The 25,502-nt window shown below is 74.7% G+C and carries 29 protein-coding genes; 16 read left to right on the forward strand and 13 right to left on the reverse strand.

The window, feature by feature from the left end; genetic code table 11:
* The first annotated feature begins 490 nt into the window (after positions 1–490).
* Positions 491–895: a hypothetical protein gene (locus ABEA04_RS07750; RefSeq protein WP_345456538.1), complete on the forward strand. Its 405-nt coding sequence runs from the start codon at positions 491–493 to the stop codon at positions 893–895.
* Positions 879–1,190 carry a hypothetical protein gene (locus ABEA04_RS07755; protein WP_345456541.1) on the forward strand — a complete coding sequence of 104 codons (312 nt, stop codon included), beginning with the start codon at positions 879–881 and terminating at the stop codon, positions 1,188–1,190. The genes ABEA04_RS07750 and ABEA04_RS07755 overlap by 17 nt, the downstream gene beginning before the upstream one ends.
* Here ABEA04_RS07755 and ABEA04_RS07760 read toward each other — a convergent pair.
* Complete coding sequence (locus tag ABEA04_RS07760) at positions 1,175–1,702, reverse strand: GNAT family N-acetyltransferase (protein ID WP_345456544.1); 528 nt, start codon at positions 1,700–1,702, stop codon at positions 1,175–1,177. The genes ABEA04_RS07755 and ABEA04_RS07760 overlap by 16 nt on opposite strands.
* Before the next feature lie 80 nt (positions 1,703–1,782).
* On the opposite strand from ABEA04_RS07760, the gene miaB reads away from it, so the two are divergent.
* The gene (gene miaB / locus ABEA04_RS07765) at positions 1,783–3,285 is read left to right on the forward strand and encodes a tRNA (N6-isopentenyl adenosine(37)-C2)-methylthiotransferase MiaB (RefSeq protein ID WP_345456547.1); all 1,503 of its coding nucleotides are present in this window, start codon (positions 1,783–1,785) and stop codon (positions 3,283–3,285) included.
* Positions 3,286–3,309: 24 nt separating this feature from the next.
* Here the strand turns inward: miaB and ABEA04_RS07770 are convergent, their stop codons facing one another.
* From ABEA04_RS07770 to ABEA04_RS07790, 5 genes are read right to left on the reverse strand one after another with little or no spacing between them, the layout of a single operon-like run.
* On the reverse strand, positions 3,310–3,669 hold the full coding sequence (locus tag ABEA04_RS07770) for a hypothetical protein (RefSeq protein WP_345456550.1): 360 nt from the start codon (positions 3,667–3,669) through the stop codon (positions 3,310–3,312).
* Positions 3,666–3,914, reverse strand: coding sequence for a hypothetical protein (locus tag ABEA04_RS07775; RefSeq protein WP_345456553.1), 249 nt, complete (start codon positions 3,912–3,914; stop codon positions 3,666–3,668). The genes ABEA04_RS07770 and ABEA04_RS07775 overlap by 4 nt, the downstream gene beginning before the upstream one ends.
* 35 nt (positions 3,915–3,949) lie before the next feature.
* A complete protein-coding gene (locus ABEA04_RS07780; protein ID WP_345456556.1) occupies positions 3,950–4,465 on the reverse strand; it encodes an NUDIX hydrolase in 516 nt (171 codons plus the stop codon).
* Entirely contained in the window at positions 4,462–4,677 is a 216-nt protein-coding gene (locus ABEA04_RS07785) for a hypothetical protein (protein WP_345456559.1), read from the reverse strand. Before ABEA04_RS07785 ends, ABEA04_RS07780 begins: the two co-directional genes overlap by 4 nt.
* Positions 4,674–4,964: an Rv0909 family putative TA system antitoxin gene (locus ABEA04_RS07790; RefSeq protein ID WP_345456562.1), complete on the reverse strand. Its 291-nt coding sequence runs from the start codon at positions 4,962–4,964 to the stop codon at positions 4,674–4,676. The genes ABEA04_RS07785 and ABEA04_RS07790 overlap by 4 nt, the downstream gene beginning before the upstream one ends.
* A gap of 57 nt (positions 4,965–5,021) precedes the next feature.
* Here ABEA04_RS07790 and miaA point away from each other — a divergent pair, with 57 nt between their 5' ends.
* Entirely contained in the window at positions 5,022–5,951 is a 930-nt protein-coding gene (gene miaA, locus ABEA04_RS07795) for a tRNA (adenosine(37)-N6)-dimethylallyltransferase MiaA (RefSeq protein ID WP_345456564.1), read from the forward strand.
* Here the strand turns inward: miaA and ABEA04_RS07800 are convergent.
* On the reverse strand, positions 5,935–6,618 hold the full coding sequence (locus ABEA04_RS07800; protein WP_345456566.1) for a Clp protease N-terminal domain-containing protein: 684 nt from the start codon (positions 6,616–6,618) through the stop codon (positions 5,935–5,937). The two genes, miaA and ABEA04_RS07800, sit on opposite strands and share 17 nt — an antisense overlap.
* Positions 6,619–6,796: 178 nt before the next feature.
* Between ABEA04_RS07800 and ABEA04_RS07805 the strand changes: the two genes are divergently transcribed.
* The 8 genes from ABEA04_RS07805 to ABEA04_RS07840 all read left to right on the forward strand — a co-directional run bounded on the left by ABEA04_RS07805 (position 6,797) and on the right by ABEA04_RS07840 (position 14,966).
* Positions 6,797–7,699 (forward strand): helix-turn-helix domain-containing protein, encoded by a 903-nt coding sequence (locus ABEA04_RS07805; RefSeq protein ID WP_345456569.1) that lies wholly within the window; start codon positions 6,797–6,799, stop codon positions 7,697–7,699.
* Positions 7,696–8,259 carry a dihydrofolate reductase family protein gene (locus ABEA04_RS07810; RefSeq protein ID WP_345456572.1) on the forward strand — a complete coding sequence of 188 codons (564 nt, stop codon included), beginning with the start codon at positions 7,696–7,698 and terminating at the stop codon, positions 8,257–8,259. Before ABEA04_RS07805 ends, ABEA04_RS07810 begins: the two co-directional genes overlap by 4 nt.
* 97 nt (positions 8,260–8,356) lie before the next feature.
* The gene (locus ABEA04_RS07815) at positions 8,357–9,856 is read left to right on the forward strand and encodes an MDR family MFS transporter (protein WP_345456575.1); all 1,500 of its coding nucleotides are present in this window, start codon (positions 8,357–8,359) and stop codon (positions 9,854–9,856) included.
* Between the two features lie 32 nt (positions 9,857–9,888).
* Entirely contained in the window at positions 9,889–10,698 is an 810-nt protein-coding gene (locus ABEA04_RS07820) for an SDR family NAD(P)-dependent oxidoreductase (protein ID WP_345456578.1), read from the forward strand.
* An 83-nt stretch (positions 10,699–10,781) separates the two neighbouring features.
* Positions 10,782–12,656: a gamma-glutamyltransferase gene (gene ggt / locus ABEA04_RS07825; protein WP_345456581.1), complete on the forward strand. Its 1,875-nt coding sequence runs from the start codon at positions 10,782–10,784 to the stop codon at positions 12,654–12,656.
* A gap of 26 nt (positions 12,657–12,682) precedes the next feature.
* Complete coding sequence (locus tag ABEA04_RS07830) at positions 12,683–13,345, forward strand: pyridoxamine 5'-phosphate oxidase family protein (protein WP_345456584.1); 663 nt, start codon at positions 12,683–12,685, stop codon at positions 13,343–13,345.
* Positions 13,342–14,157, forward strand: a complete 816-nt coding sequence (dapF, locus tag ABEA04_RS07835) for a diaminopimelate epimerase (protein WP_345456587.1) — start codon at positions 13,342–13,344, stop codon at positions 14,155–14,157. The genes ABEA04_RS07830 and dapF overlap by 4 nt, the downstream gene beginning before the upstream one ends.
* 32 nt (positions 14,158–14,189) lie before the next feature.
* A complete protein-coding gene (locus tag ABEA04_RS07840) occupies positions 14,190–14,966 on the forward strand; it encodes an SDR family NAD(P)-dependent oxidoreductase (protein WP_345456590.1) in 777 nt (258 codons plus the stop codon).
* Between the two features lie 11 nt (positions 14,967–14,977).
* On the opposite strand, the gene ABEA04_RS07845 is transcribed toward ABEA04_RS07840, so the two are convergent.
* Together ABEA04_RS07845 and ABEA04_RS07850 are read right to left on the reverse strand one after the other, a co-directional pair.
* Positions 14,978–16,120 (reverse strand): CapA family protein, encoded by a 1,143-nt coding sequence (locus ABEA04_RS07845; protein WP_345456593.1) that lies wholly within the window; start codon positions 16,118–16,120, stop codon positions 14,978–14,980.
* 63 nt (positions 16,121–16,183) lie between these two features.
* On the reverse strand, positions 16,184–16,873 hold the full coding sequence (locus ABEA04_RS07850) for a hypothetical protein (RefSeq protein WP_345456596.1): 690 nt from the start codon (positions 16,871–16,873) through the stop codon (positions 16,184–16,186).
* A gap of 169 nt (positions 16,874–17,042) precedes the next feature.
* On the opposite strand from ABEA04_RS07850, the gene ABEA04_RS07855 reads away from it, so the two are divergent.
* Together ABEA04_RS07855 and ABEA04_RS07860 are read left to right on the forward strand one after the other, a co-directional pair.
* Positions 17,043–19,085: a sensor histidine kinase gene (locus ABEA04_RS07855; protein ID WP_345456599.1), complete on the forward strand. Its 2,043-nt coding sequence runs from the start codon at positions 17,043–17,045 to the stop codon at positions 19,083–19,085.
* Complete coding sequence (locus ABEA04_RS07860; protein WP_345456602.1) at positions 19,082–19,741, forward strand: response regulator; 660 nt, start codon at positions 19,082–19,084, stop codon at positions 19,739–19,741. The genes ABEA04_RS07855 and ABEA04_RS07860 overlap by 4 nt, the downstream gene beginning before the upstream one ends.
* A gap of 28 nt (positions 19,742–19,769) precedes the next feature.
* Here the strand turns inward: ABEA04_RS07860 and ABEA04_RS07865 are convergent, their stop codons facing one another.
* The 3 genes from ABEA04_RS07865 to ABEA04_RS07875 form a co-directional block, all read right to left on the reverse strand.
* Positions 19,770–20,408 (reverse strand): VWA domain-containing protein, encoded by a 639-nt coding sequence (locus tag ABEA04_RS07865; RefSeq protein WP_345456605.1) that lies wholly within the window; start codon positions 20,406–20,408, stop codon positions 19,770–19,772.
* 23 nt (positions 20,409–20,431) lie between these two features.
* On the reverse strand, positions 20,432–20,827 hold the full coding sequence (locus tag ABEA04_RS07870; protein ID WP_345456607.1) for a hypothetical protein: 396 nt from the start codon (positions 20,825–20,827) through the stop codon (positions 20,432–20,434).
* A 134-nt stretch (positions 20,828–20,961) separates the two neighbouring features.
* Positions 20,962–21,561, reverse strand: coding sequence for an AAA family ATPase (locus tag ABEA04_RS07875; protein WP_345456609.1), 600 nt, complete (start codon positions 21,559–21,561; stop codon positions 20,962–20,964).
* Between the two features lie 116 nt (positions 21,562–21,677).
* Between ABEA04_RS07875 and hflX the strand changes: the two genes are divergently transcribed.
* The gene (gene hflX, locus ABEA04_RS07880; protein ID WP_345456612.1) at positions 21,678–23,195 is read left to right on the forward strand and encodes a GTPase HflX; all 1,518 of its coding nucleotides are present in this window, start codon (positions 21,678–21,680) and stop codon (positions 23,193–23,195) included.
* On the opposite strand, the gene ABEA04_RS07885 is transcribed toward hflX, so the two are convergent.
* Positions 23,183–23,404 carry a hypothetical protein gene (locus ABEA04_RS07885; protein ID WP_345456615.1) on the reverse strand — a complete coding sequence of 74 codons (222 nt, stop codon included), beginning with the start codon at positions 23,402–23,404 and terminating at the stop codon, positions 23,183–23,185. The genes hflX and ABEA04_RS07885 overlap by 13 nt on opposite strands.
* Positions 23,405–23,481: 77 nt before the next feature.
* Between ABEA04_RS07885 and ABEA04_RS07890 the strand changes: the two genes are divergently transcribed.
* Positions 23,482–25,494 carry an ATP-dependent DNA helicase gene (locus ABEA04_RS07890; RefSeq protein ID WP_345456618.1) on the forward strand — a complete coding sequence of 671 codons (2,013 nt, stop codon included), beginning with the start codon at positions 23,482–23,484 and terminating at the stop codon, positions 25,492–25,494.
* The last annotated feature ends 8 nt before the right edge of the window (positions 25,495–25,502 follow it).

Genomic DNA, 25,502 nt, shown 5'->3' on the forward strand with positions numbered 1-25,502 from the left:
CGACGTTCGCCGATCAGTTCGGCCGCTACCTGCGCGTGAGTCTCCGTTACCGTTGCGCTGAGTCGACGCCGTTCAACATCGTCGCCACTGTCTATCGAAACCCCAACAGCAGCAACGACTCCGGCTTCTATTCGGACTTGCATGAGGGGGTGTCGAGGACGCCGCAGCTCTCCTTCGGAGTTGGTCGGTGTCGCTCCGAACGCGCCACCGGTTACAGAGTCGGCTACGACATCCGTATCGACAACAGACCTGCCGTCTACTACCAGACCCCCATCGTGCGCCTGAGGTGTGGGCGTTGATGACGAGGCTGCTTTGGACTCGGCGCCGACGGTCCCTCGGCGTCTTGGTCGCCGCCATCTCGTCCATGGGTTTACTGGTCGCCACCCCTAGCCCTGCCGTCGTCCCGAGCGACGAAGCAGTCACGGACGCGGTCACGGTCGCTGCGGCGCCTTCGGCTCCTCCCCGGCCGGAATGGAATGACGGGGCTGAAGTGTCCGCCGAGAAGTTCCTCGAGATCGCGCTGAGCAACAGGTGCGTGTGGTGGAACAAGAGGAACCAGCAGCAGACGCCGATTGCTGCAGCGTGCTTCGAGGCGGACGGAGATCAGATCTTCGTGCGCGACTACTTGCGAGACGGCCGCGCCGCCGTGGCGTGGTGGCAGATCGAGACTCGCAAGGGCCAGACCAAGCGGATCGGGGGGTGTCTGAACCGGCACGGCTCGGGCACCGCCTCAGTCTGCAACAAGAACTTCGACGAAGACGACGTCATCTACCTGCGCACCGGCGTCTGGCGGCGGCAGCCACTGCGACGGGACAACCTCGTGCTTGGACTTGGATGCTGGTTGTCAGTGAGTAGCGGCGCGCTGTACCCGCCCGGTTGTGGCGATCTGTTCTGACCTCGGGACGCTCGCCGTCGCGGTCCGCTCCAAGCACGTTGGTCCTCCGGTAGGGCGCGACCCGCTCGACTTCCCCCGGACGCCGACGCGGCTGTCGTTCCCGCGCGGCACGAACGTGTGCGGCTACGGCAACGCCCACGTGCTGCGGGCGGTCGACGACGACACGACGGACTCGTGGCGGATCTTCTGGAACGGCCGCTGGCCGGCCGAGAAGGACGGCTTCCACCTCTACGCCGGCCGGGTCTCGTGGCGGGGCGGGAAGCCGGTGGTCGCGGAGGTCTACCCGCCGCGCTGAGCCGCGGGGTCGGCGTCCTGGGAGAGGGGGAGCCGCAGCTCCTCGATGCGCAGCGGCGAGCCCTCGCGCAGCGGCTCCCAGGTGCCGGTGGGCTCGAACCCGCTCCGGACGTAGAGCCGGCGGGCGGCGTCGTTGCCCTCGGTGACGTGCAGCCGCACCTCGGCGTAGCGGCCGTCGGCCCGGCACCACGCCACGAGCGCATCGAGCAGCCGGGCGCCGAGGCCGTGGCCGCGGGCGGCGGGATCGGTCCACATCCCCCAGACGAAGACGGTGGGCCGGTCGTCGGGCGCGAACGCGCCGCCCATGGCGAGCCCGCGGCCGTCGCGGTCGACCGCGACCAGGGTGCAGCCGCCGTTGTTGCCGGCCCGTGAGCGCCACTCGTCGTGGCCCAGCTCGTGCGCCTGCGCGAGGGTGGTGCCGAAGGCGTCGGGGGCCTCGGCCAGCGCCCGCAACCGGACGTCGCGCAGCAGCGTCCAGTCGTCGGCGGTGACGCGGCGCAGATCGACGTCCATGGGGTCAGCCTGACGGACGGGGCCGGAGGTCGCTCCCGACTTTCGCGACCGGCGTCCCGGGTTCGTACCCTGGTGGGGAGATGAGCGCCGCCGTCAGCACACCCGCCGAGCCCCGCACCTACGAGGTGCGCACCTACGGCTGCCAGATGAACGTGCACGACTCCGAGCGGCTCAGCGGCCTCCTCGAGGACGCCGGGTACGTCGCGGCCCCGCGCGGTGACCAGGCCGACGTCGTCGTGCTCAACACCTGCGCGGTGCGCGAGAACGCCGACAACAAGCTCTACGGCAACCTCGGTCACCTCGCGTCGGTGAAGAAGAAGCACGAGGGCATGCAGATCGCCGTCGGCGGCTGTCTGGCGCAGAAGGACCGCACCACCATCACCGAGAGGGCGCCGTGGGTCGACGTCGTCTTCGGCACCCACAACATCGGCTCGCTGCCGGTGCTGCTCGAACGGGCGCGGGTGGCCGAGGAGGCGCAGGTCGAGATCCTCGAGTCGCTCGAGGTCTTCCCCTCCACCCTGCCGACCCGGCGCGACTCCGTCTTCGCGGCCTGGGTCTCGGTGTCGGTCGGCTGCAACAACACCTGCACGTTCTGCATCGTGCCGAGCCTGCGCGGCAAGGAGCGCGACCGGCGTCCGGGCGACGTGCTCGCCGAGATCGAGGCGCTGGTGGCCGAGGGCGTCAGCGAGGTGACGCTGCTCGGGCAGAACGTCAACGCCTACGGCGTCGAGTTCGGCGACCGGCAGGCGTTCTCGAAGCTGCTGCGCGCGTGCGGCGACCTGCAGGCGACGGGTCTCGAGCGGGTGCGCTTCACCTCGCCGCACCCCGCCGAGTTCACCGACGACGTCATCGAGGCGATGGCGCAGACCCCGAACGTGATGCCGCAGCTGCACATGCCGCTGCAGTCGGGCTCCGACCGGGTGCTGCGCGCGATGCGCCGCTCCTACCGGCGCGACCGCTACCTCGGGATCATCGAGCGGGTGCGGGCCGCCATCCCGGACGCCGCCATCACCACCGACATCATCGTCGGCTTCCCGGGCGAGACCGAGGACGACCACCAGGCCACCCTCGACGTCGTGCGCGAGGCGCGGTTCGCGGGCGCCTTCACCTTCCAGTACTCCAAGCGGCCCGGCACGCCGGCCGCCGACCTGCCCGACCAGGTGCCGCCCGACGTCGTCCGCGACCGCTACGACCGGCTCGTCGAGGTGGTCAACGAGATCGCGTGGGCCGAGAACCAGGCGCTGGTCGGCCGCACCGTCGAGCTGCTCGTCGCCGACGGCGAGGGCCGCAAGGACGCCGCGACGCACCGCCTGTCGGGCCGTGGCCCCGACAACCGGCTGGTGCACTTCGCGCCGCCGTCCGACCCGGGCGTGCGGGTGCGTCCGGGTGACCTGGTGACCGTCGAGATCACGCACGCCGCGCCGCACCACCTGCTGGCCGAGCGCGTGCTCGGCGTCCGCGCCACCCGTTCCGGCGACGCCTGGGAGGCCCGCACCGCGGCGCCCGTGCCGGCCGGCGTCACGCTCGGGATGCCGACGGTCGGCGTCCCCGCGCCGCTGCCCGACGCCCCCGCCTGCCGCTAGGCGCCGGCGCCAGGTGGGTCGCCGCTACTGCTCGGCGGTTTGCGACTGCCCGGTGGAGTAGGGGTGCTCCTTCGAGCGGGGGTCGTGGCTGTTGTAGCCCGCCCGGGGCGGGATCGGCGGGTCGGGGTTCACCTCGACGCCGCCGGCGGTCTGCTCGGGAGGGACGTCGGCGTCGGGGTCGCGCTCGAGCGGCGAGACGTCGCGCACACCGGTGCCGCTGGCGCCGCCGCGGCGGTCGTGCTCGGGCCCGCGCTCGCTGCTGACGCCCATCTCGCCGCGGGTGTCCTGGTCGGACTCGGTGACGTCGAACCCGTCGGGCTCGCCGCCGGCCGGGACGCCCGCCTGCCCGGTGGTGTCGTGCTCGGGGTGCTCGCTACCGGTCATGCCGGTGACTCCTCGGTGAGGTCGATCTCGTCGGTGTCGGCGGACCTGGTGGCCTCGGTGTCGGTGTCCTCGGTCTGGCGCATCTCGTCGGGGAGCGAGTCGTCGGCCGCGGGGTTGTCGGCCGGGTCGAGGTCGCGCGCCAGCGGCTCGGGCTCGGCGGTCTCGCCGTCGACCCCGTCGCTCGCGGCCACCGCGTCCACCCCGCCCGGGTCGGGCTCGCCGGGCTCGATCCGCGGTGCGGGCATGGGCCCGAGGTCGGTGGCATGACTGCCGGTGTCGCTCACGTGGTCTCCCGTTCGAAGCCGAAGCTGGAGTAGGGCTCGATCGTCCCGCTGCGCAGCCCGTCGAGCACCACCCGTTCGTGCGGGACGACGGGCTGCGGGAGCGCGTCGAGCGCCTCGAGGGGGCACCAGCGCAGGTCGGCGCACTTGGCGGGCTCGACGATGCGCGGCTCGCCCGTCCACGACCGCGCGGTGAAGAAGAAGTCGACGCGCTCGTCGATCGGCTGGTCGTGGCGGGTGCGCTGCATCGCGGTCACGAACGACAGGTCGAGGTCGTCGACGTCGATCTCCTCGCACGCCTCGCGACGGGCGGCGTCGAACGCCGTCTCGCCGCGCTCGAGGTGGCCGGCCGCCGCGGCCGCCCAGTGCTCGTCCATGTAGCCGGTGCCGCGGCGCAGCTGCAGCAGCACCTCGAGCCCGGCCACCCCGTCGCGCAGCAGGAACACGTAGGCCGCCGGCACCACGACGAACCGGCCGTGGTCGGTGGCGTACTGCGGCGGGTAGGGCTCGCTCACTGCGACGGCTGGTCGAGCGACGACTCGGCGTTCTCCTCCTGGCGGGCGTCGACCTGGTCGTCGACGGTCTCGTTCACTCCGTCGTCGGCACTGTCGTCGGCGCTGTCGTCGGCACCGCCGTCTGCGCCGGGGGCCTCGCTCGCGTGCTCACCGGGCGGCGGCGACGTCAGGTCGAGCGCCGCGTTCTCCTCCTCCGGGACCGGCGCCGTCACGGGCGCGGCCCGGACGGCGGGGGCGGGGGAGGCGGCGGGGTGGACGGGCCGTTGAAGCCGGGTCCGGCCGGGCCGTCCCGGTCGTCGCGGATGTCGTCGTTGCGGCCGTCGAGCTTGTCGAGGCCGTCCTTGGCCTTCGCGCGGGCCTTGGCGATCTTGTCGCTGTGCTTGCCCTTGGTGCGCTTGTCGGCGGCCGCGGCGGCCTTGTCGATGCCGCTGCCGATCTTGTCGCCGTGCTTGTCGACCTGCTGGGCGACCTTGCCGCGCACGCCCTTGAGCTTGTCCATGAACCCCATCGGACCTCCTCGTCCTCCTCGGCGGTGGTCACCCGCCAGACTAGTCAGGTGCCCCGCGTGCCGATCGTCGCTCTCGTGGGCGCCACCGCCTCGGGCAAGACGGCGCTCTCGCTCGACCTGGCCGAGCGGCTCGGTGGCGAGGTGGTCAACACCGACGCGATGCAGCTCTACCGCGGCATGGACGTCGGCACCGCCAAGCTGGCGCCGTCCGAGCGGCGCGGCGTCCCGCACCACCTGCTCGACGTGCTCACGGTGCGCGAGGCGGCGAGCGTGGCGACCTTCCAGCTGCAGGCGCGGTCGGTGGTGGCGGCGCTGCGCGAGCGTGGTGCGACGCCGTTGCTGGTGGGCGGCTCGGCGCTCTACACCCGTGCCGTGGTCGACCGCTTCGAGTTCCCCGGCACCGACGACGCCGTCCGGTCGCGGTGGGAGTCCGAGCTGGACGCCGTCGGCGCGCGGGCCCTGCACGCCCGGCTGGCCGCGGCCGACCCCGAGGCGGCGGCGCGCATCGAGCCCGACAACGGACGCCGCGTCGTCCGGGCGCTGGAGGTGGTCGAGCTGACCGGACGGCCGTTCTCGGCGTCGCTGCCGGAGCAGACCTACCTCGACCCCGCCACCGTGCAGGTCGGGGTCGAGATCGACCGGCCCACGCTCGACGAGCGCATCGAGCGGCGGGTGGAGGCGATGTTCGCCGGCGGCCTCGTGGCGGAGGTGGAGCGGCTGCTGGGCGAGGGCCTGGCCGAGGGGCGCACGGCGTCCATGGCGATCGGCTACCGCGAGGTGGCCGAGCACCTGGCCGGCGGGCTGAGCCTCGACGAGGCCCGCGAGCGCACGGTGGCGGCGACGCGGCGGTTCGCGCGGCGTCAGCTGTCGTGGTGGCGCCGCGACGACCGCATCGTCTGGGTCGGGCACGACGACCCCGACCGCGTCGGGCGGGCGGTGGCCGCCGTCGAGGTCGTGGCGGCTACGCCGGGAGGCTGAGCAGTCGCTCGCGGACGGCGTCCAGCCCGCCGCCGCGCTGGTCGAGCACCTGGGCGCCGATGCCGCGCCCCTCACGCACCACGCCCAGCAGCAGGTCGGCCGGCGTGACGAGGTCGTGGCCCCGCTCGGTGGCGACGAGCGCGGCGAGGTCGAGCGTCTTGCGGGCGCGGGCGGTGAGCTGCGGCGCGGTCGGGGGCTCGGTGGCGCCGCGGTCGACGATGGCGACCGCGGTGGCGACGGCGTCCTCGGCGGTGCAGCCGACGGCCTCGGCCAGCGTCCCCTGGGTGCGCAGCACGGCCACGACGAGGTGCTCGGTGCCGACGAAGTGGTGCCACAGCGCGAGGGCCTCGACCGGCGCGTGTTCGAGCGCGGCCCGGGCGGCGTCGTCCAGGCCGGTGATCGAGGCGAGGTCGTCGTCCGCACCCTGGGCGCGCTGCACGTGGCGCTGCTGCGCGGCCTGCTTGGTCACCCCCATCGCCGCGCCGATCTCGGCCCAGGGGAGCCCGGCCTCGCGCGCCTGGCCGACGAAGTGGCCGACGAGGTCGTCGGCGGTGCGGCCGAGCTCGTCGGCGGCGAGGACGGCGAGCGTGAGACGGCGCAGCGGCGGCGCGCCCGGTGCCGCCGCCTCGACGGACCGCACGAGCTCGGGGAGGGAGGGGTAGGCCATGCGTCAACCCTGCCTTGACGGGGGTCGCGCGTCAAGACGTGGTTGACGTGATTTGGGATAGATCGTCACCCCATCAACGTCAGGAGCGCCTCCGGACGTTGATGGGGCAGCGATCTATCCCGAGGCCGAGCAAGAACGGTCGGGCGCACCCGGACGCCGCACCGCGACGATGGGGCGCATGGACCAGGGGCGCGACCGGCTGCGCGAGCTGCTCGACGCCGTCCTCGACGAGCGGCACGGCAGCCTGGAGGAGATGGCGGGCGGCGCGTTCGCGAGCCCGTTCCACTTCAGCCGTCAGCTGCGCCGCGGCACCGGCGAGCCGCCGGTGGCCCTGCGGCGGCGGGTCATGCTCGAGCGCGCCGCCTGGCAGCTGCGCACCGGGACGACGGTCACCGACGCGGCCTTCGCGGCCGGCTACGGGTCGGTCGAGGGCTTCGGCCGGGCGTTCGCCCGCGCCTTCGGTCACCCGCCCAGCACCCCCGCGGCCGCCCGGTGGCTGCCCGCGCCCAACGGCATCCACTTCCACCCGCCCACGTCGCTGTGGGTCGACGCCCAGGAGACCAGCGTGAACCCCCTGACCCAGCAGCTCGTCGGCCACGACCTCGACGACACCCGCGACCTGCTCGACCACGCCGAGGCCGTCACCGAGGAGGAGTACCGGCGCGTCCGGCTCCCGGGCCACACCGTGCTGACCTTCGACGGCGAGGAGGCCTCGCTGGCCGCCGTCCTGCACCGCCTCGTGGCGACCAAGGAGATCTGGCTGGCCTCGATCGAGGGGCACGACCTGCCCGACCCCGGCGGCGACGGGCTCGACGAGCTGCGCGCCCGCCACGAGGACGTCTCCGGCCGCTGGCTGGCCACCTGGCGCGACGTCGACCGCCGCGGCGCGTGGGACGACCTGCTGGTCGACGCGCTCTGCGACCCGCCCGAGAGCTTCCAGCTGGCGAGCGTGCTCGCGCACGTGCTGACGTTCTCGGCCCACCGCCGCCAGTCGGCGCGGCAGCTGCTGCGCGCGGCGGGGCACGAGGTCGACGACGGCGACCCGATCATGTGGCTGCGCGGGCAGGGGGCCGGCGCGTGACCCGCTACCGCTACTACACGGCCACCACGCTCGACGGCTACCTGGCCGACGAGCACGACTCGCTCGACTGGCTGTTCGTGCAGGAGCAGGACGACGGCAGCGGCGAGACGGGCGCGCCCGGCACCTACGAGCAGTTCATCGGCACGATCGGCGCGGCCGTCATGGGCGCGACGACCTACGAGTGGGTCGCCCGCCACCTGCGCGAGAAGGGCGAGGCCTGGCCCTACGCGATGCCCTGCTTCGTCTTCACCCACCGCGAGCTCGAGCCGTTGGACGACGGGGTGCGGTTCGTCGCGGGCCCGCCCGCCGAGCACCGCGCCGCGATCGAGGAGGCGGCCGGCGACCTCGACGTCTGGATGGTCGGCGGTGGCGCGCTCGCGGCCGACTTCGCCGAGGCCGGGATGCTCGACGACGTCCTGCTCTCGATCGCGCCGGTCACCCTCGGCGCCGGCCGGCCGCTGTTTCCGCGGCGCTACGAGCTGCGGCTGACCGAGCTCGGCCGCAACGGCGCGTTCGTGGTGGCGACCTACGACGTCGTCGGCCCGCCGACCCGGTGGTGAACCGGCCGGACGGCGTCGTCCGCCACATCCCGGGAGACGACGGGGAACACAAACCGGTGGCCGATGAGTTCGGTGGTCCGAGAGAGTCGGAGACACCATGACCACCACCCCCGAGACCCCGCAGGTGCCGGCACGCCCGGCCGGCCCGGCGAGCCCGGCCAGCCCGGCGACCGAGGTCGGCGCCCAGGCCGACTACGGCGTCCTGCGCTGGCTCGTCGCCGCGACGTTCATCGTGATCCTCAACGAGACGATCATGGTCAACGCGATCCCGCGGCTGATGACCGAGTTCCGCGTCGACGAGCGTGCCGCCCAGTGGCTGACCAGCGCGTTCATGCTGACGATGGCGGTCGTCATCCCGATCACCGGCTGGTTCCTGCAGCGGGTCACCACCCGGCAGGCGTTCGGCACGGCGATGGCGGTCTTCAGCACCGGCACGCTGCTCGCCGCGCTCGCGCCGAGCTTCGAGATCCTGCTGGCCGCGCGCATCGTGCAGGCCGCCGGCACCGCGGTGATGATGCCGCTGCTGATGACGACCCTGATGACCGTCGTCGCCGCGGCCGACCGCGGCCGCGTCATGGGCAACGTGACGCTGGCGATGTCGGTGGCGCCGGCGCTCGGCCCGGCCGTCTCGGGCGTGATCCTGCACGTGGCCAGCTGGCGCTGGATGTTCGGCGTCGTCCTGCCGATCGCGGTGGTCATCGCGCTCGTGGGGCTCTCGAAGCTGACCGACGTCGGCGAGACCCGGCCCGGTCGCGTCGACTGGGTCAGCGTGCTGCTGTCGGCCGCCGGCTTCGGCCCGCTGGTCTACGGCCTCTCGCAGCTCGGCGGCGACTCCGGCCCGGGCTGGCTGCCGTGGACGGCGCTCGCCGTCGGCCTCGGCTCGATCGCCGCCTTCGTGCTGCGCCAGCTCGCGCTGCAGCGCGTCGGCGCCCCGCTGCTCGACCTGCGCACCCTGCGCCAGCGGCCCTTCCTCATCGGCCTGTCGCTGATGTCGGTGGCGTTCATGGCGATGCTCGGCTCGATGATCCTGCTGCCGCTGTTCCTGCAGAACGTGCACGGGCTCTCCGAGCTCGAGACCGGCCTGCTGGTGATGCCCGGCGGTCTTGCGATGGGTCTGCTGGGCCCACGCGTCGGCCGGCTCTACGACGCCTACGGCGGCCGCCCGCTCGTCGTCCCGGGCTCGATCGGCGTCTTCGTCGCGCTGGCACTGTTCACCCGCGTGGACGCCGCGATGTCGGTGTGGCTGGTGCTGCCGGTGCACGTGCTGCTGATGGTCTCGCTGGCCGCGGTGTTCACGCCGGTCTTCACCGTCAGCCTCGGCTCGCTGCCGCCCGAGCTCTACAGCCACGGCAGCTCGATGCTGGGCACGCTGCAGCAGGTCGCCGCGGCGATGGGCACCGCCGTCGTGGTCGCGGTGCTCTCGGCCCGCGAGAGCGCGCTGCTGGCCGACGGCGTCGACCAGCTGAGCGCCCACGTCGGCGGCATGCGGTGGGGCTTCGGCGTCGGCGCCGCGCTCGCGCTCGTGGTCGTCGTCCTGGCGCTGTTCATGCCGGGCCGGGTGGCCGGCGACGGCGAGCAGGTGCCCGCCGGGCACTGAGCCGGTCCGCACCGCCCTCCTAGGCTGCGGGGATGTCGCTCCCCGACCCGCAGCCCGACCGCACCGCCGTCGTCACCGGGGCCTCCGGTGGCATCGGCGCCGAGATCGCCCGCGAGCTGGCCCGACGCGGCCACGGCGTCACGCTGGTGGCGCGGTCGGCGGGCCGGCTCGAGGCGGTGGCGGCCGAGCTGCGCGAGCTGGGCGTGCGGGTCGAGGTGTTCGCCGCCGACCTCGTCGACCGCTCGGCGCGCGCCGGGCTGCTCGGCGCCGTCGAGGCCCGCGGCCTGGTGCCGCACGTGCTGGTCAACAACGCCGGGTTCTCCACCCTCGGCCCGGTCGCGGACGCCGACCCCGACGCCGAGCTGTCGATGCTCGAGCTGGACGTCGTCGCCGTCGCCGACCTCTGCGTCCGGTTCGTGCCCGGCATGGTGGCCCGGGGCGCGGGCGCGGTGCTCAACGTGGCCTCGACCGCCGCCTTCCAGCCGCTGCCCGGCCAAGCGGGCTACGGCGCCGGCAAGGCGTTCGTGCTGAGCTACACCCAGAGCCTGGCCGCCGAGTTGAAGGGCCGCGGCGTCAGCGTGACGTGCCTGTGCCCCGGGCCGGTCGAGACCGGGTTCGGCGAGCGCGCCGGCTTCACCACCGGCGAGGCCAAGAAGGCGCTGCCCGAGCCGATGTGGGTCTCGGCCCCCGACGTGGCGCGGGCCGCGGTCGACGGGCTGTCGCGGGGCCGGCTGGTCGTCGTCCCGGGCACGGTGAACAAGGTGGCGGCCGCGCTGTCGCAGGTCACGCCGCGCACGCTGCTGCTGCCGGTGCTGGCGCGCAACCACCCCGGGCTGCGCTAGATCGGGGCGCTCGCCGGGCCGGGTGAGCCGGACTGTCGGTGGTCGCTGGCAGCGTGCGGGCACCGCACCCTCGGAGGCCTGCCATGCGTCGTCGTCCCCTTCTCCTCACCGGCCTGCTCGCGGGCACGCTCGCGCTGAGCGTCGTGCCGCCCGCTCCCGCCACCGTCGCGGACGGTGTCCCGGCCGCCGCGGTCACCTCGCCCGCGACCGCGGCGGCGGCTCCCGCGCGCGAGAAGCCACCGCGCAAGAAGGCCACGGCGGTCGGGCGGGGCGGGGCCGTCACGTCGGTCGACGCCGACGCCTCGCGCATCGGATTGGGCGTGCTGCGCCGCGGCGGCAACGCCGTCGACGCGGCGGTCGCCACCGGCGCGGCGCTGGGGGTCACCGAGCCCTACAGCGCCGGCGTCGGCGGGGGCGGCTACCTCGTCTACTACGACGCCCGCAGCGGGCGGGTGCACACCATCGACGGCCGCGAGACCGCGCCGCGCGCCATCCCGCGCGACGCGTTCGTCGACCCCGGCACGGGCGAGCCTTACCCGTTCTTCCCCGACCTGGTCACCAGCGGCGTCTCGGTGGGCGTGCCCGGCACCCCCGCCACGTGGAACACCGCCCTGCGGCGGTGGGGCACCCGCCCGCTGGCTGCCGTGCTGCGGCCGGCGGCGCGGCTGGCGCAGCGCGGGTTCGTGGTCGACCGCACCTTCCGCTCGCAGACCGCCGACAACCGCGAGCGGTTCGCCGCGTTCACCTCGAGCCGGCGGCTGTTCCTGCCCGGCGGGCGGCTGCCGCGCGTCGGCACCCGGTTCGCCAACCCCGACCTCGCCCGCACCTACCGGGCGCTCGGGCGGCACCCGCGGATGTTCTACCGCGGCGCGCTGCCGAGGCAGATCTCGCGCGTGGTGCAGCGGCCGCCGACGACCCGCGGCACCGACCTGCCGGTGCCGCCCGGCTACCTGCGGCCCGGTGACTTCCGCCGCTACGAGGCGCTCGTGCAGCGGCCGACGAAGACCCGCTACCGCGACTTCGACGTGGTCGGCATGGCGCCGTCGTCCAGCGGCGGGACGACGGTGGGCGAGGCGCTGAACATCCTCGAGCGGCTGGGCCTGCGCGACGCCGCCCCGCGCGACGTGCTGCACCGCTACCTCGAGGCGAGCGCGCTGGCCTTCGCCGACCGGTCGGCCTACCTCGGCGACGCCCGGTTCGTCGACGTGCCGGTGCGGCAGCTGCTCTCGCAGCGCTTCGGCGACGAGCGGGCCTGCCGGGTCGACCCCCGCCGCGCCCTGCGCAAGCCGGTGGCGGCCGGCGACCCCCGCCGGGCCGACGGGCGGTGCGGCACGCCGTCCGGGCGGGCGCCGGCGGCCGACGACCACGAGGGCCTCTCGACGACCCACCTGACGGTGGCCGACCGGTGGGGCAACGTCGTGTCCTACACGCTGACGATCGAGCAGACCGGCGGGTCGGGCATCGTCGTCCCGGGGCGCGGCTTCCTGCTCAACAACGAGCTCACCGACTTCAGCCTCACCTACGAGCGCGGCGACCCCAACCGCATCCAGCCCGGCAAGCGGCCACGCAGCTCGATGTCGCCGACGATGCTGCTGCGCGACGGCCGGCCGGTGCTCGCGCTGGGCTCCCCGGGCGGCTCGACGATCATCACCACGGTTCTGCAGGTGCTGGTCAACCGCTATGAGCGCGGGTTCACGCTGCCGCAGGCGGTGGCCGCGCCGCGGGCGTCGCAGCGCAACGAGCCCGAGGTCTCGGCCGAGCCGGCGTTCGTGCAGCGGTGGAAGCGCATCCTGGGCCGCTACGGCCACCGCGTGGTGCCGTCGGGCGACCAGTTCACCAGCGAGGCCGAGATCGGCGCCGTCACCGGCATCGAGCTCGGTCCGCGCGGGCTGATGACGGCCGTGGCCGAGCCGCGACGTCGGGGCGGCGGCTCTGCGGTCGTACTACGGCCGCGCTGAGGGGCCGCACGCCGTACCGTGGTGGGGTGACGAGCACGGCGGAGTGGACCGAGATCACCGACGTCGACGCGCTGGTCGCGCTCGTCGGCGTGCCGAACGCGCGGGCCCGTGACAAGGGACGTCCGGCGCTGCTCGACGTCGACCGGCAGTGGCTGGCCGCCTCGCCGTTCTGCGTGATGGCGACGGCCGACGCCGACGGTCGCTGCGACGCCTCCCCGAAGGGCGACCCGGCCGGCTCGCTGGTGCACGTGATCGACGACCGCACCATCGCGCTGGCCGAGCGGCCCGGCAACAAGCGGGTCGACGGCTACAAGAACATGGTGGTCAACCCGCACGTCGGGCTGAACTTCCTCATCCCCGGCCGTGGCGACACGTTGCGCGTCAACGGCCGCGCCCGGCTGGTCTCCGACGCGCCGTTCTTCGACGACATGGCGGTGCGGGGGCAGCGCCCGCTGCTCGCCGTCGTCGTCGAGATCGAGGACGTGTTCTTCCACTGCGCCAAGGCGTTCATCCGCTCCCAGCTGTGGGACCCGGAGACCTGGGCGCCGACCGCCGCGGTGCCGCGCCGGGCCGTGGTGGCCAAGGAGGTCGAGCGCGACGCGCGCACGCTCGCCGAGCTCGACGACTACTACAGCCCGGAGCGCTACGAGCGTGGCCTCTACGGCGAGCCGGACCCCACGTCGCCGTGACCGGCTCCTACCCCTTCCTGAAGGGCCACGGCACCCGCAACGACTTCGTGCTGCTGCCCGACCACGACGGCAGCGTCCACGGCGACCTCGCCGCCGAGCGGGTGCGCGCGCTGTGCGACCGGCGTGGCGGCATCGGCGCCGACGGCGTGCTGCGCGTCGTCCGCCGTGACGACCGATGGTTCATGGACTACCGCAACGCCGACGGGTCGGTCGCCGAGATGTGCGGCAACGGCATCCGGGTCTTCGCCCGTCACCTCGTCGACGAGGGGCTGGAGCAGACCGGGCACCCGCTGCTGATCGACACCCGCGACGGCGTCAAGAACGTCACCGTCGACGCGGGGGCCGATGGCCGGGACGGCCGGGTCACCGTCGACATGGGCGTGCCCCGGCTGCTCGGCGCGACCCGGGTCGCCGTCGGCGAGCGCCGCTGGGACGCCGTCCACGTCGACGTCGGCAACCCGCACGCCGTGGCGTTCGTCGACGACCTGGCCGACGCCGGCCCGCTGCGCGAGGCACCCGACCACGACCCCGAGCGCTACCCCGACGGCGTCAACGTCGAGTTCGTCGTCCGCCGCGGCGAGCACCACGTGGCGATGCGCGTGCACGAGCGGGGCTCGGGCGAGACCCAGGCCTGCGGCACCGGCGCCTGCGCGGTGATGGTCGCCGCCGCCGAGGCCGACGGCGCCGGCCCCGACGTCGACTACCGCGTCGACCAGCCCGGTGGCCCGCTCACCATCCGCCGCACCGAGGGCGGCCGGGTGCTGATGACCGGCCCGGCGGTCATCGTGGCGCGGGGCACGACCGACCTCTGAGCGGGGCCGACGGCGTCCCTATGCTCGCGAGCATGGAACTCACCGGATCCTCCGCCATCGTCACGGGCGCCGCGTCGGGCATCGGCGCCGCCGTCGCGCGTCAGGTCGCCGCCCGGGGCGCGACGGTCGTCGTCGCCGACCTGCAGGCCGAGAAGGGCGAGGCGCTCGCCGACGAGATCGGCGGCGTGTTCGCGCAGGTCGACGTCACCGACACCGCGCAGGTGGGGGACGCCGTCCGCGTCGCCGCCGAGATCGCACCGCTGCGCGCGGTGGTGAACTCCGCCGGCATCGGCTGGGCGCAGCGCACCGTGGGCCGCGAGGGCACGCTCGAGACCGCGCACGACCTCGGCGCCTTCACCAAGGTGATCGCCATCAACCTCATCGGCACCTTCGACATGGTGCGCCAGGCCGCCACCGCGATGAGCCACAACGAGCCCGACGCCGACGGGTGCCGCGGCGCGATCGTCAACCTGGCCAGCGTGGCCGCGTTCGACGGCCAGATCGGCCAGGCGGCCTACTCGGCGTCCAAGGGCGGCGTGGTCGGCATGACGCTGCCGGTGGCCCGCGACCTCTCGGCCGCCGGCATCCGGCTCAACACCGTGGCGCCGGGCCTCATCGACACCCCGATCTACGGCGAGGGCGAGCAGGCCGAGGCGTTCAAGGCCAAGCTGGGCGAGTCGGTGCTGTTCCCGAAGCGGCTCGGCGTGCCCGACGAGCTGGCCTCGATGGTGGTCGAGTGCCTGACGAACTCCTACATGAACGGTGAGACGGTCCGCCTCGACGGCGGCATCCGGATGCCCCCCAAGTAGCCGGCCGCGCGTCAGCCGAGCCCGGCGCAGGCCTGCAGGTCGGCGCGGGTGGCGTCGAAGGCGCTGCGGTCGCGCACCGGTCGCGGCAGGCCGTCGGCGCCGATGAGCGCCGGGCTCCACCGCGCTCTCGTGACCCGGGCGCGACCGCCCCGTGTCGCCGCGGGCCGCACGTCCAGGGTGAGGACGCCCGTGCTCGCCGTCGCGCCGCTCTGCGTGTACCAGGCGTAGTTGCCCAGCCCGTAGGCCACGTAGCCCGGCCCGAGCCGGCCGTCACCCTGCAGCAGGTGGGCGTGGCTGCCGACCACGACGTCGGCGCCGGCGGCGGCCAGGTCGAAGGCGAGGCGCCGCTGGTCGTCGGTGGGGCAGCGCTCGCCCTGCACGCCCCAGTGCAGGTAGGCGACGACGACGTCCGCGTCGCGGTCGGCGCGCTCGACGGCGCGCAGCAGCCGGCGGGTGCCGGCCGGGCCGACGGCGTCGGCGGTGCCGGGCCGATCGGGGGTGGCGGCGAAGTCGCCGGTGGGGTCGGCGGTGGGGTCGAGGTCGGCGCGGGTGGCCGAGAGGACGGCGACCGTCGTCCCGTCGACCTCGAGCTCGGCCGGGGCGAAGGCCTCGTCGACGTCGCGGCCCAGGCCGACGACGGCGAGCGGCGGGTCGGCGGTGCGGGCGGCGTCGATGGCGCGGAAGGCACCCGGCAGCGGCTCGCGACCGAAGTCGAGGGCGTGGTTGTTGGCCATCGCCGCGACGTCGACCCCGGCCGCGGCGAGTGCGTCGAGCGCGGCCGGCGGGGCCTGGAACGTGTAGCGCTTGCTCGGGTCGGGGCTGCCGCCGCGGCCGAGCGAGGTCTCGAGGTTGACGATCGCGACGTCGGCGGCGGCGAGGTCGCGCGTCACCGGCGCCAGCGCGGTGGTCGGGTCGTCGAGCCGCGACCGCAGCGTCCCCTCGAAGTGGACGTCGCCCGCCACCGCGATCGTGACCGGCCCGGGTGGCTCGGGGGTCGGGGTGGAGGTCGGGGTGGGCATCGGGTCGACCGGTGCCGACGGCGTCCGGCCGGGGGTCGTCGACGGCGCCGACGACGGAGCGGGCGCGGGCTCGTCGTCCGGAGCCGTCGAGCACCCCGCGACCACCAGCAGCACCGCCACCACCACCCGTCGCACCCCCCGAGCCTGACACGACGCTGACCCGTCAGACATGTCTGACGGGTCAGCGCGGTTTCGACCTCAGCGGTTGATGGGGCTGCGGCCGAAGGCGAGTCCGGCGAAGGCGACGACCAGGAACAGGCCGCTGCTGACGCCGGGGAAGCCGGGCAGGCCGAAGGCGGCGACGGTGACGACCACGGGGAGGATCGGCAGGATGCTGACGACGCCGATCCAGCGGGAGACCAGGCGCTCGCGCAGCGACATCCAGGCGACGGCGCCGGCGGCGACGGTCACGCCGAGGTAGCCGATGTAGGCGCCGAAGTCGTTGAGCACGAACAGCGTGTAGAGGCCCTCGCGGTCGAACGCACCGCCCTCGTTGCCGAGGTAGAGGCCCAGCGCGCCGCGCCAGCCGTAGCCGAGGGCGAGTGCGCCGGCGGCGGCGGTGAGGCCGAGCGGGACGACGCGGGCCGCCGTGCTGGCCAGCGCCCGCGGCTCGACGTGGCGGCGCCACGCGGCGGCCAGCACCAGCAGCAGCGCCACGGTGACGTAGCCGAGGATGACGCTGGCGTGGGCCTTGCCCGAGCTGATCTCGTCGACGACGGCCGCGGTGTAGGGGTCGTCGGGCGACGACATGCTCGGGTGGACGTCGAGGGCGAGCGTGGCGATCGTGCCGGTGATGCCCGCGGCCACGCCGAGCAGCGGCCAGCGGCCGCGGCCGAGGGTGGGGGTCTCGGCCGAGGTGGTGGCCGTGGGGGCTGTGAGCGTGGTCATCGTGGTTCCTGCTTCCTGGTGGGTGCGGCCCGGTCGGGCCGGCTGCGTGGTGACGAGGAGCAGGCTGTGGCGGGAGCCGTCCCGGGTCGTAGGGACTGCGTCCCCGACCTGGCGGGAGGCTCGCCCGGATCCGTTCCCGGGACGCCCGGGACGGTGCCACCATGCCGCCGTGACCACCGCCCCGACCGACGAGCGACTGCGCTGCCTGGCGCTCGCGTGCGTCGTCGTCTCGCTGGTCACCGGCGTCGGGGCCGTGGCGCTGCACTGGGCCGCCGAGGCCCGCAGCGACGACGTGCCGCCGGTCGCGTGGGCGAGCCTGGTCTTCGGCAGCACCTGGCCGCTGGCCGGGCTGCTCGTCGTCCGCGCCGACCCGCGCAACCGATGCGGCTGGCTGCTCGTGGGCGTCTCGGCGATCTCGCCCTACCAGCTGCTGGGCGAGTACAGCATCTGGAACCACCACGTCTCCGACCTGCCGCTCTCGGCGTTCAGCGACTGGACGTCGATGTGGGGCTTCGCGGTCTACCTGTTCGTCCTGCCGCTGGTGCCGCTGCTGTTCCCCGACGGCCGGCTGCCGTCGCCGCGCTGGCGCGGCTTCGCGATCTCGGTCGTGGTGGCCGCGAGCGCGCTGACGGTCAGCCGGATGCTGGTGCCCGGCGGCACCGACGTCGACCTCGCCATCTCGAACCCGATCGACGTCCCCGCCCTCGAGCCGCTCAACTACGTGGTCGCCGCGAGCGCCGTCTACTGCAACCTCGTCGGCATCGGCGGCGCGATCCTCGGCCTGGTGCTGCGGCTGCGGCGCTCGGTGGGCGTGGAGCGCACCCAGCTGCAGTGGTTCGTGCTCGGCGGCGTCGTGCTCTTCGTGGGCCTGGCGGTCTCGGCGGTCTCGACCGACGTGCTCTTCGACGTCGCCCTGCTCGCCCCGCCGGCCGCCATCGCCGTCGCGGTGGTGCGGCACCGGCTCTTCGACGTCGACGTCGTGCTCAACCGCACGCTGGTCTTCCTCGTCGTGCTCGGTGCGGTGGTGGCCGGCGGCACCTGGCTGCTGCTGCGCCTCGACCCCGAGGTCGCCGGCACCCGCCGCGGCGCCCTGCTCGTCGCCGGGCTCGCGGTGGCCGCCGTCCTGGTCCGGGCGGTGGTGCAGCACTGGATCGACCGCCGCTGGTTCCCGCAGCGGCAGGACGCCGCCCTGCTCAGCCACCGCATCGCCGAGGCCGTCTCGGAGGCGGCCGAGCCGCGCGAGGCGCTGCGCGAGCTGGTGGACGCCGTCCGCGCGACCCTGCGGCTGCCCTACGCCGGGTTCGAGGGCACCGGCGGCGCCGTCGTGGCCGAGACCGGTGAGCGGCCCGCGCACGTGCTGCCGCTCGACGCCGCCGCCATGGGGCGCGTCGTCGGCGCGCTCGTCGTCGCGCCGCGCCGCGAGGGCGACGGGTTCACCGCCCAGGAGCGGCGCGCGCTGGAGGAGTCGGCGTCCCGCGCCGGGATGCTCGCCTACGCCGCGCAGCTGGTGGCCGACGTCGAGCAGAGCCGTGCGTCGATCGTGCGGGCGCGCGAGGAGGAGCGGCGCCGGCTGCGCAACGACCTGCACGACGGGGTCGGCCCGTCGCTCGCGGCGATCGCGCTGCAGGCCGACGTGCTGGCCGCGCGGCTGCGGCGGGCCGGCGGCGAGGGCGCGGACGAGGGCCCGGACGCCGCGCAGGCCGCCGTCATCCGCGACCGGCTGCGCGAGACCGTGGCCGAGGTGCGCGCCGTCTCGCACGGCCTGCGACCACCGATCCTCGACCAGATCGGGCTCAGCGCCGCGCTGCGCCAGCTGGTCGCCGGGCTGGAGCCGATCAGCGGCGACGCGCAGGTCGACGAGCTCGCCGACCTCCCCGCCGCCTCCGAGGTGGCCACCTACGCCATCGCCGCCGAGTCGGTGGCGAACGCCGTCCGGCACAGCTCCTGCTCGCGGGTGCGGGTCGACGCCCAGCGCGAGGCCGGCCACGTGCGGCTCGCCGTCAGCGACAACGGCCGCGGCATGCCCCACCACCCGCGCGCCGGCGTCGGGCTCACCAGCATGCGCGAGCGCGCCGCCGAGGTCGGCGGCCGGCTCGAGCACCACCCCGCCCCCGGCGGCGGCACCGTCGTCGTCCTCACCCTGCCCCTCGACCTGCCCCTCGACCCGCCCCTCGACCCGCCCCTCGACCCCACCAGCCAGGAGTCACCGTGATCCGCGTCCTCGTGGTCGACGACCACGCCCTGTTCCGCGCCGGCATGCTCGCCGTGCTCGGCGACCTGCCCGACCTCGAGGTCGTCGGCGAGGCCGCCAGCGGCGAGGAGGCGCTCGCCGCCGTGTCAGGTCTGGGGGCCGAGCGCCGGCCCGACGTCGTCCTGATGGACCTGCGGATGCCCGGCATCGGCGGCCTCGCCGCCACCGCTCGCCTCACCGAGAAGCACCCCGACGTCAAGGTCGTCGTGCTGACGATGAGCGAGGACGCGGACTCGGTCTTCGCCGCGCTGCGGGCCGGCGCGCGCGGCTACCTGCTCAAGGAGTCGGGCGGGGACGACGTGCTGCGGGTCGTCGAGGGCGTCGCGCGCGGTGAGGCCGTCTTCGGGCCGAAGGTGGCCGAGCAGGTGGTGCGATTCTTCTCGACCGCGGCGGTCGGCCAGGCCGCCGCGGAGGCGTTCCCCGACCTCACCGCCCGCGAGCGCGAGGTGCTCGACCTCATGGCCCGCGGCCTCGACAACGCGAGCATCGCGCGGCGGCTGTTCCTCTCCGAGAAGACCGTGCGCAACCGGGTCAGCGACATCCTGACCAAGCTGCGGGCCCGCACCCGCGCCGAGGCCGTCGTCCGGGCCCGCGACGCCGGCATCGGCGAGTCCTGACGCCGACCCGTCGCCCCTGAGCGACGGGTCACTCGACGTCGCGGCGCTCCTGCGCGGTGTAGGCCGGCATCGGGGCGCCTGCGTCGGTCATGCGGGAGGCACGCATGGCGCGCACCTTCTCGCCCTTCAGCCGCAGCGCCTCGCGGCTGCGGCCGCGGCCGTAGGTGAGGGAGTGGTCGGCGGAGACGCCGAGCGAGGTGCCCACCTCGATGGCGTCCTGGTCGGCGCCCATGTACATGAACTGCCAGCCGTACTGGCCGGTCTGCTGCTCGATGAGTGCCTTGACGGCCGGGTGCGACCACTCGCGGCTGGCGTTCTCCATGCCGTCGGTCATGATCGCGACGATCACGGTGCCGGGGCGCTCGGCGTCCGGCAGCTCGGCGAGCCGGGCACCGGCGTCGGTGACGAGCCGGCCGATGGAGTCGAGCAGGGCGGTGCTGCCGCGCGGCTGCAGCACCAGCGGCGGGACGTCGGCGACGTCGAGGTCGCGGTAGACCTCGTCGTAGTGCTGGTCGAACTGCGCGAGCGTGGCCCGGCAGCGGCCCGGCGCCTGCTGCTGCTCCTCGATGAAGGCCGCGAAGCCGCCCTCGGTGTCGGCCTTGATCGACTGCATCGACCCGCTGCGGTCGAGGAGGAAGTAGAGGTGGGTGAGGGTCTGGTCGGTCATCGCGTGCTCCTTCTCGGGTGGGCTCAGGACGAGCCGGTGGGACGTCGGGCGCGGAACCGCATCGGGGCGGCGGCCGCGGGTGCGGGCCGGGCCGGCGGGACCTGGCCGGTCTCGGCGTCGTAGCGGGCCCGTTCGACGCCGGCGGCGGTGACCCGTCCCCGCTCGTCGGCGTAGGGGGCGAGCCGGGCGGTGCGCGCGAGCCGCGGCCCGACGGCGTTCTCGGACAACCCCGCCTTCTGCCCGGCCGCCCGCAGCGAGGCCTTCTTCTCCAGCACCGCCGCCGCCATCGAGTCGTCGATGAGGGCGGCGAGCCGCTCGGCGGCCTCGCGCAGGTGGGGGAGCGCCTCGTCGGCGTCCAGTCCCTCGGCGGCCTCCAACGCGGCTCGCACTCGCTGCACGGCGTCCGGCTCGATCGTCATGCCCCCACGATGCCGCACAAACTGCGGCAGCGCAAGAAGCTCGAATCTGCAGATGGTGCGTGCCGCTGGGATAGTCCCGGACGTTTGCGGGGTCGCACGGCTGAATCAACCCCGCAAACGTCCGGGACTACCGCTCAGGTCAGGTCGACCACGAGGTCGGCAGCGGAGGCCTGGGCGTTGACGAGGCGGGCGTTGGGGTCGTCGACGCGGGCCACCCACACGCGGGCCTCGTCGGGGGTCTTGCCCGAGGCGACGTGGCGGGCGAGAAGGCGCTCGCGGCGCAGGTCGTCGTCCACGCGCAGGTGCCAGACCACCTCGACCTGCGCACGCACCGCCCGCCACCGCTCCTGCGGCAGCAGCAGGTAGTTGCCCTCGGTGACCACGAGCCCGGACGGCGGCACCCACAGTGCCCCGGCCAGCGGCTGCTCGAGGTCGCGCTCGAACGACGGCGCGACGACGTCGTCCTCGCCGGCCCGCACCCGCCGCAGCAGCGCGGCGTACCCCGGCGCGTCGAAGGTCTCGGGCGCTCCCTTGCGGTCGAGCAGCCCGCGCCGCACCAGCTCGGCGTCGGCGTAGTGGAACCCGTCCATCGGCACGACCGGCCGCCCCAGCAGCGCCGCCACCGTCGACTTGCCCACCCCGGGCGCCCCAGTCAGCCCGAGCAGCCGGACGTCGGGCAGCGGCGGCAGCGCGGCACGCGGGTCCGGCGCGGGCCCGCCGGCGTCGTCCGTCATGCGCCCGATCCTAGGAACGCCCGGCGCCTGCCTAGGCTGGAGCGATGCGGAGCAGCAGGCGGGCGCGGGTAAACCGCCTCGCGCGGCTGACCGGCCCGACCTACGCTGGACCACATATGACGAACGCATCGCAGGCCCCCGACTTCTCGCTCGACGCCGAGCTGGAGGAGACCGCCGACTGGGCCGAGACCGACGCCGATGACGGGGACGACGGCTTCGTCTCCGGCTACGCCGACGAGCCCGACCCCGAGGACGGCGGCCCCGACCCCACCACCGGCGCGATGGACCTCGCCGAGCGCCACCAGCTGCGCCGTGTCGCGGGGCTGCGCACCGAGCTCGAGGACATCACCGAGGTCGAGTACCGCCAGCTGCGGCTCGAGCGCGTCGTCCTCGTGGGGGTGTGGACCGACGGCACCGTGCAGGACGCCGAGAACTCCATGGCCGAGCTCGGGCTGCTCGCCGAGACGGCCGGGTCCGAGGTGCTCGAGGCGATCTACCAGCGCCGCGGCAAGCCCGACCCCGCGACGTACGTCGGCCGCGGCAAGGTCGAGGGGCTGGCCGAGATCGTCAAGGCCACCGGCGCCGACACCGTCATCTGCGACGGTGAGCTCGCGCCGTCGCAGCTGCGCAACCTGGAGGACCGGCTCAAGGTCAAGGTCGTCGACCGCACCGCGCTGATCCTCGACATCTTCGCCCAGCACGCCAAGAGCCGCGAGGGTCGCGCGCAGGTCGAGCTGGCGCAGCTGCAGTACATGAAGCAGCGCCTGCGCGGCTGGGGCGGCAACCTGTCGCGCCAGGCCGGTGGGCGCGTCGGCGCCGACGGCGGCGGCATCGGTGGCCGTGGCCCCGGTGAGACCAAGATCGAGACCGACCGCCGCCGCATCAACGACAAGATCGCCAAGCTGCGCCGCGACCTCGCCCACATGAAGGGCACGCGCGAGACCAAGCGGTCCGGACGCCGGCGCCACCAGGTGCCGAGCGTGGCCATCGCCGGCTACACCAACGCCGGCAAGTCCTCGCTGCTGAACCGGCTCACCGGTGCCGGGGTGCTCGTGGAGGACGCGCTGTTCGCGACCCTCGACCCCACCACCCGCCGCACCCAGACCGCCGACGGCCGCGTCTACACGATGAGCGACACCGTCGGGTTCGTGCGGCACCTCCCGCACCAGCTGGTCGAGGCGTTCCGCTCCACGCTCGAGGAGGTCGCCGAGGCCGACCTCATCCTCCACGTCGTCGACGGCTCGCACCCCGACCCCGAGGGCCAGCTCTCCGCCGTCCGCGCCGTCTTCGCCGACGTCGACGCGAGCGAGGTGCCCGAGCTGGTCGTGATCAACAAGGCGGACGCCGCCGACCCGCTCGTGCTCGCCCGCCTGCGGCAGCACGAGCCGCACTGCGTGGTGGTCAGCGCCAAGACCGGCGAGGGCATCGAGGACGCCCTGCGCGTCATCGAGGGCGAGCTGCCCCGGCCGGGCGTCGCCTTCCAGGTGCTCCTGCCCTACGAGCGCGGCGACCTGCTCGACCGCCTGCACCAGCACGGCGAGATCGACTCCCTCGACCACACCGCCGAGGGCACCGTGATCGTCGGCCGCGCCAACGCCGACCTGGCCGGCGAGCTGGAGCCCTACTCCCGCTGACCCGCCTCGCGCCGGGCTCGCAGGGCCCGGTAGCCGAACGCGGCCCCGAGCAGCACGGCGGCGACGGCGAGGAGCCCGAGCGGGATGCCGCGGCGCGTGGTCTCCCAGAAGCCCACGTCGAGCGCGCGGACGGCGGCGACGGCGCCGGCGGCGAGGAGCAGCACGGCCACGACGAGCTGGTTGCGCGACGACGGACGGCGAGCGGGCACGCCCGCGATCCTAGGTGGCGCGACGGGCCTGGGGACGGCGTCCGCACGCTGTCACCGGTCGTGGCTAGGGTGCAGCGGTGCCCGAGCAGCCCCCCGTCCGCGACGTGCTCTCGCGCGCCGTCACCGCGCTGGGCGGCAGCGAGCGGGCCGGCCAGGTCGCCATGGCCGAGGCCGTCGCCGGCGCGCTGACCGACGAGCGGCACCTGCTCGTGCAGGCCGGCACCGGCACGGGCAAGTCGCTGGCCTATCTCGTGCCCGCGCTCATGCACGACCAGCGGGTGGTGGTCGCCACCGCCACGCTCGCGCTGCAGCACCAGCTCGTCGAGCGCGACCTGCCGGCGCTGGTGGAGGCCCTCTCGGGCCCCGACGCGCCCGCCGGGGTCGACACCTCCTACGCCGTGCTCAAGGGCCGCTCCAACTACGCCTGCCTGCACCGCATCCGCGAGGGCGTGCCCGACGACCAGGGCGTGCTGGTCGACGTCCCGCAGGGCTCGATGGCCTCGAAGGTGCTCGAGCTGCGCTCGTGGGCCGAGCAGGAGGCCGACGGCGGCGGCACCGGCGAGCGCGACCGGGCACCCCGCCACACCGACCGCGAGTGGCGCCAGGTCAGCGTCGGGCACCGCGACTGCCTCGGCGCGGCCCGCTGCCCCTTCGGCCAGGAGTGCTTCGCCGAGCTGGCCCGCGAGCGAGCCCACCGCTCGCACCTGGTGGTCACCAACCACTCGCTGCTGGCCATCGACGCCGTCGAGGGCGTGCCGATGATCCCCGACTACGACGTCGCCATCGTCGACGAGGCCCACGAGCTGGTGGCGCGGGTGACGCAGGCCGCCACCGACGAGCTGTCGGCCGCCGACGTCGAGCGCGCGGCCCGCCGCGCCCAGCGCCACGTCGCCCGCTCGACCGGCTCAGGCGCCGAGAACGCGGCGGACGACCTCGCCGACGCCGCCGACGCCCTGCGCGACGCCATCGACGAGACCGCCCCGGGACGCTTCGAGACCGTGCCCACCCAGCTGCACGACGCGCTCGTGCTGGTGCGCGACGCCGCCCGGTCGTGCGTCAGCGCCTTCCCCAAGCCCAGCGCCGACGCCGAGCCCGACGCCGGCCTCACGCAGGCCCGCGGCGGCGTGCAGGAGGTCTTCACCACCGCCGAGCGCATGGCGGCGGCCTCGCAGGCCGACGTGCTCTGGCTCTCCGAGGGCGGCACCGGCGCGCAGAGCCGGGTGCCGCCGCGGCTGTGCATCGCGCCGCTGCAGGTGTGGGGCCAGATGCGCGACAAGCTGCTCACCGACACCACCGTGGTGATGACCTCGGCCACGCTCATGTTGGGCGGCGACTTCGACGCCCTCGCCGCCAGCGTCGGGCTGCTGCCCGCCGAGCGTGTCGAGCCCGGCACGAAGAAGCCCGGCGGCGACGCCCTGCCCTGGACCGGTCTCGACGTCGGCTCGCCGTTCGACTACCCGCAGCAGGCGATCCTCTACGTCGCGCGACACCTGCCGCCGCCCGGTCGCGACGGGCTGGTGCAAGCCCAGCTCGACGAGATCGTCGAGCTCGTCGACGCCGCCGAGGGTCGCACCCTGGGCCTGTTCTCCAGCCGCCGTGCCGCCGAGCGCGCGGCGGAGGAGGTGCGCACCCGCCTGCCGCACCTGACCACCCTCGCCCAGGGCGAGGCGCAGCTGCCCGAGCTGGCCGCGCAGTTCGTCGGCGACCCGCACACCTGCCTGTTCGGCACGCTCAGCCTCTGGCAGGGCCTCGACGTGCCCGGCGACACCTGCCAGCTGGTGCTCATCGACCGCATCCCGTTCCCGCGGCCCGACGACCCGCTCATGAGCGCCCGGCAGAAGGCCGCCGACCGTGCCGGCGGCAACGGCTTCATGCAGGTCGCAGCCACGCACGCGGCGCTCCTGCTCGCCCAGGGCGCCGGCCGGCTGATCCGCACCACCACCGACCGCGGTGTCGTGGCGATGCTCGACCCGCGCCTGGCCACCGCCCGCTACGGCGGGTTCCTGCGCGCCAGCCTGCCGCCGATGTGGACGACGAGCGACCCTCAGGTCGTGCGCAAGGCGCTCGCCCGGCTGGCCGCCGCAGTCTGACGGCCCCG

Origin of the sequence: Nocardioides marinquilinus (assembly GCF_039543705.1) — a bacterium.
Taxonomy (GTDB): domain Bacteria; phylum Actinomycetota; class Actinomycetes; order Propionibacteriales; family Nocardioidaceae; genus Nocardioides; species Nocardioides marinquilinus.

Bases quoted from the DNA above. Each gene is read 5' to 3' on its own strand.
- ABEA04_RS07760 (WP_345456544.1), bottom strand. From the start codon at position 1,702: ATGGACGTCGATCTGCGCCGCGTCACCGCCGACGACTGGACGCTGCTG.
- miaB (WP_345456547.1), top strand. From the start codon at position 1,783: ATGAGCGCCGCCGTCAGCACACCCGCCGAGCCCCGCACCTACGAGGTG.
- ABEA04_RS07770 (WP_345456550.1), bottom strand. From the start codon at position 3,669: ATGACCGGTAGCGAGCACCCCGAGCACGACACCACCGGGCAGGCGGGC.
- ABEA04_RS07775 (WP_345456553.1), bottom strand. From the start codon at position 3,914: ATGCCCGCACCGCGGATCGAGCCCGGCGAGCCCGACCCGGGCGGGGTG.
- ABEA04_RS07790 (WP_345456562.1), bottom strand. From the start codon at position 4,964: ATGGACAAGCTCAAGGGCGTGCGCGGCAAGGTCGCCCAGCAGGTCGAC.
- ABEA04_RS07800 (WP_345456566.1), bottom strand. From the start codon at position 6,618: ATGGCCTACCCCTCCCTCCCCGAGCTCGTGCGGTCCGTCGAGGCGGCG.
- ABEA04_RS07805 (WP_345456569.1), top strand. From the start codon at position 6,797: ATGGACCAGGGGCGCGACCGGCTGCGCGAGCTGCTCGACGCCGTCCTC.
- ABEA04_RS07815 (WP_345456575.1), top strand. From the start codon at position 8,357: ATGACCACCACCCCCGAGACCCCGCAGGTGCCGGCACGCCCGGCCGGC.
- ABEA04_RS07820 (WP_345456578.1), top strand. From the start codon at position 9,889: ATGTCGCTCCCCGACCCGCAGCCCGACCGCACCGCCGTCGTCACCGGG.
- ggt (WP_345456581.1), top strand. From the start codon at position 10,782: ATGCGTCGTCGTCCCCTTCTCCTCACCGGCCTGCTCGCGGGCACGCTC.
- ABEA04_RS07840 (WP_345456590.1), top strand. From the start codon at position 14,190: ATGGAACTCACCGGATCCTCCGCCATCGTCACGGGCGCCGCGTCGGGC.
- ABEA04_RS07850 (WP_345456596.1), bottom strand. From the start codon at position 16,873: ATGACCACGCTCACAGCCCCCACGGCCACCACCTCGGCCGAGACCCCC.
- ABEA04_RS07865 (WP_345456605.1), bottom strand. From the start codon at position 20,408: ATGACCGACCAGACCCTCACCCACCTCTACTTCCTCCTCGACCGCAGC.
- ABEA04_RS07870 (WP_345456607.1), bottom strand. From the start codon at position 20,827: ATGACGATCGAGCCGGACGCCGTGCAGCGAGTGCGAGCCGCGTTGGAG.
- ABEA04_RS07875 (WP_345456609.1), bottom strand. From the start codon at position 21,561: ATGACGGACGACGCCGGCGGGCCCGCGCCGGACCCGCGTGCCGCGCTG.
- hflX (WP_345456612.1), top strand. From the start codon at position 21,678: ATGACGAACGCATCGCAGGCCCCCGACTTCTCGCTCGACGCCGAGCTG.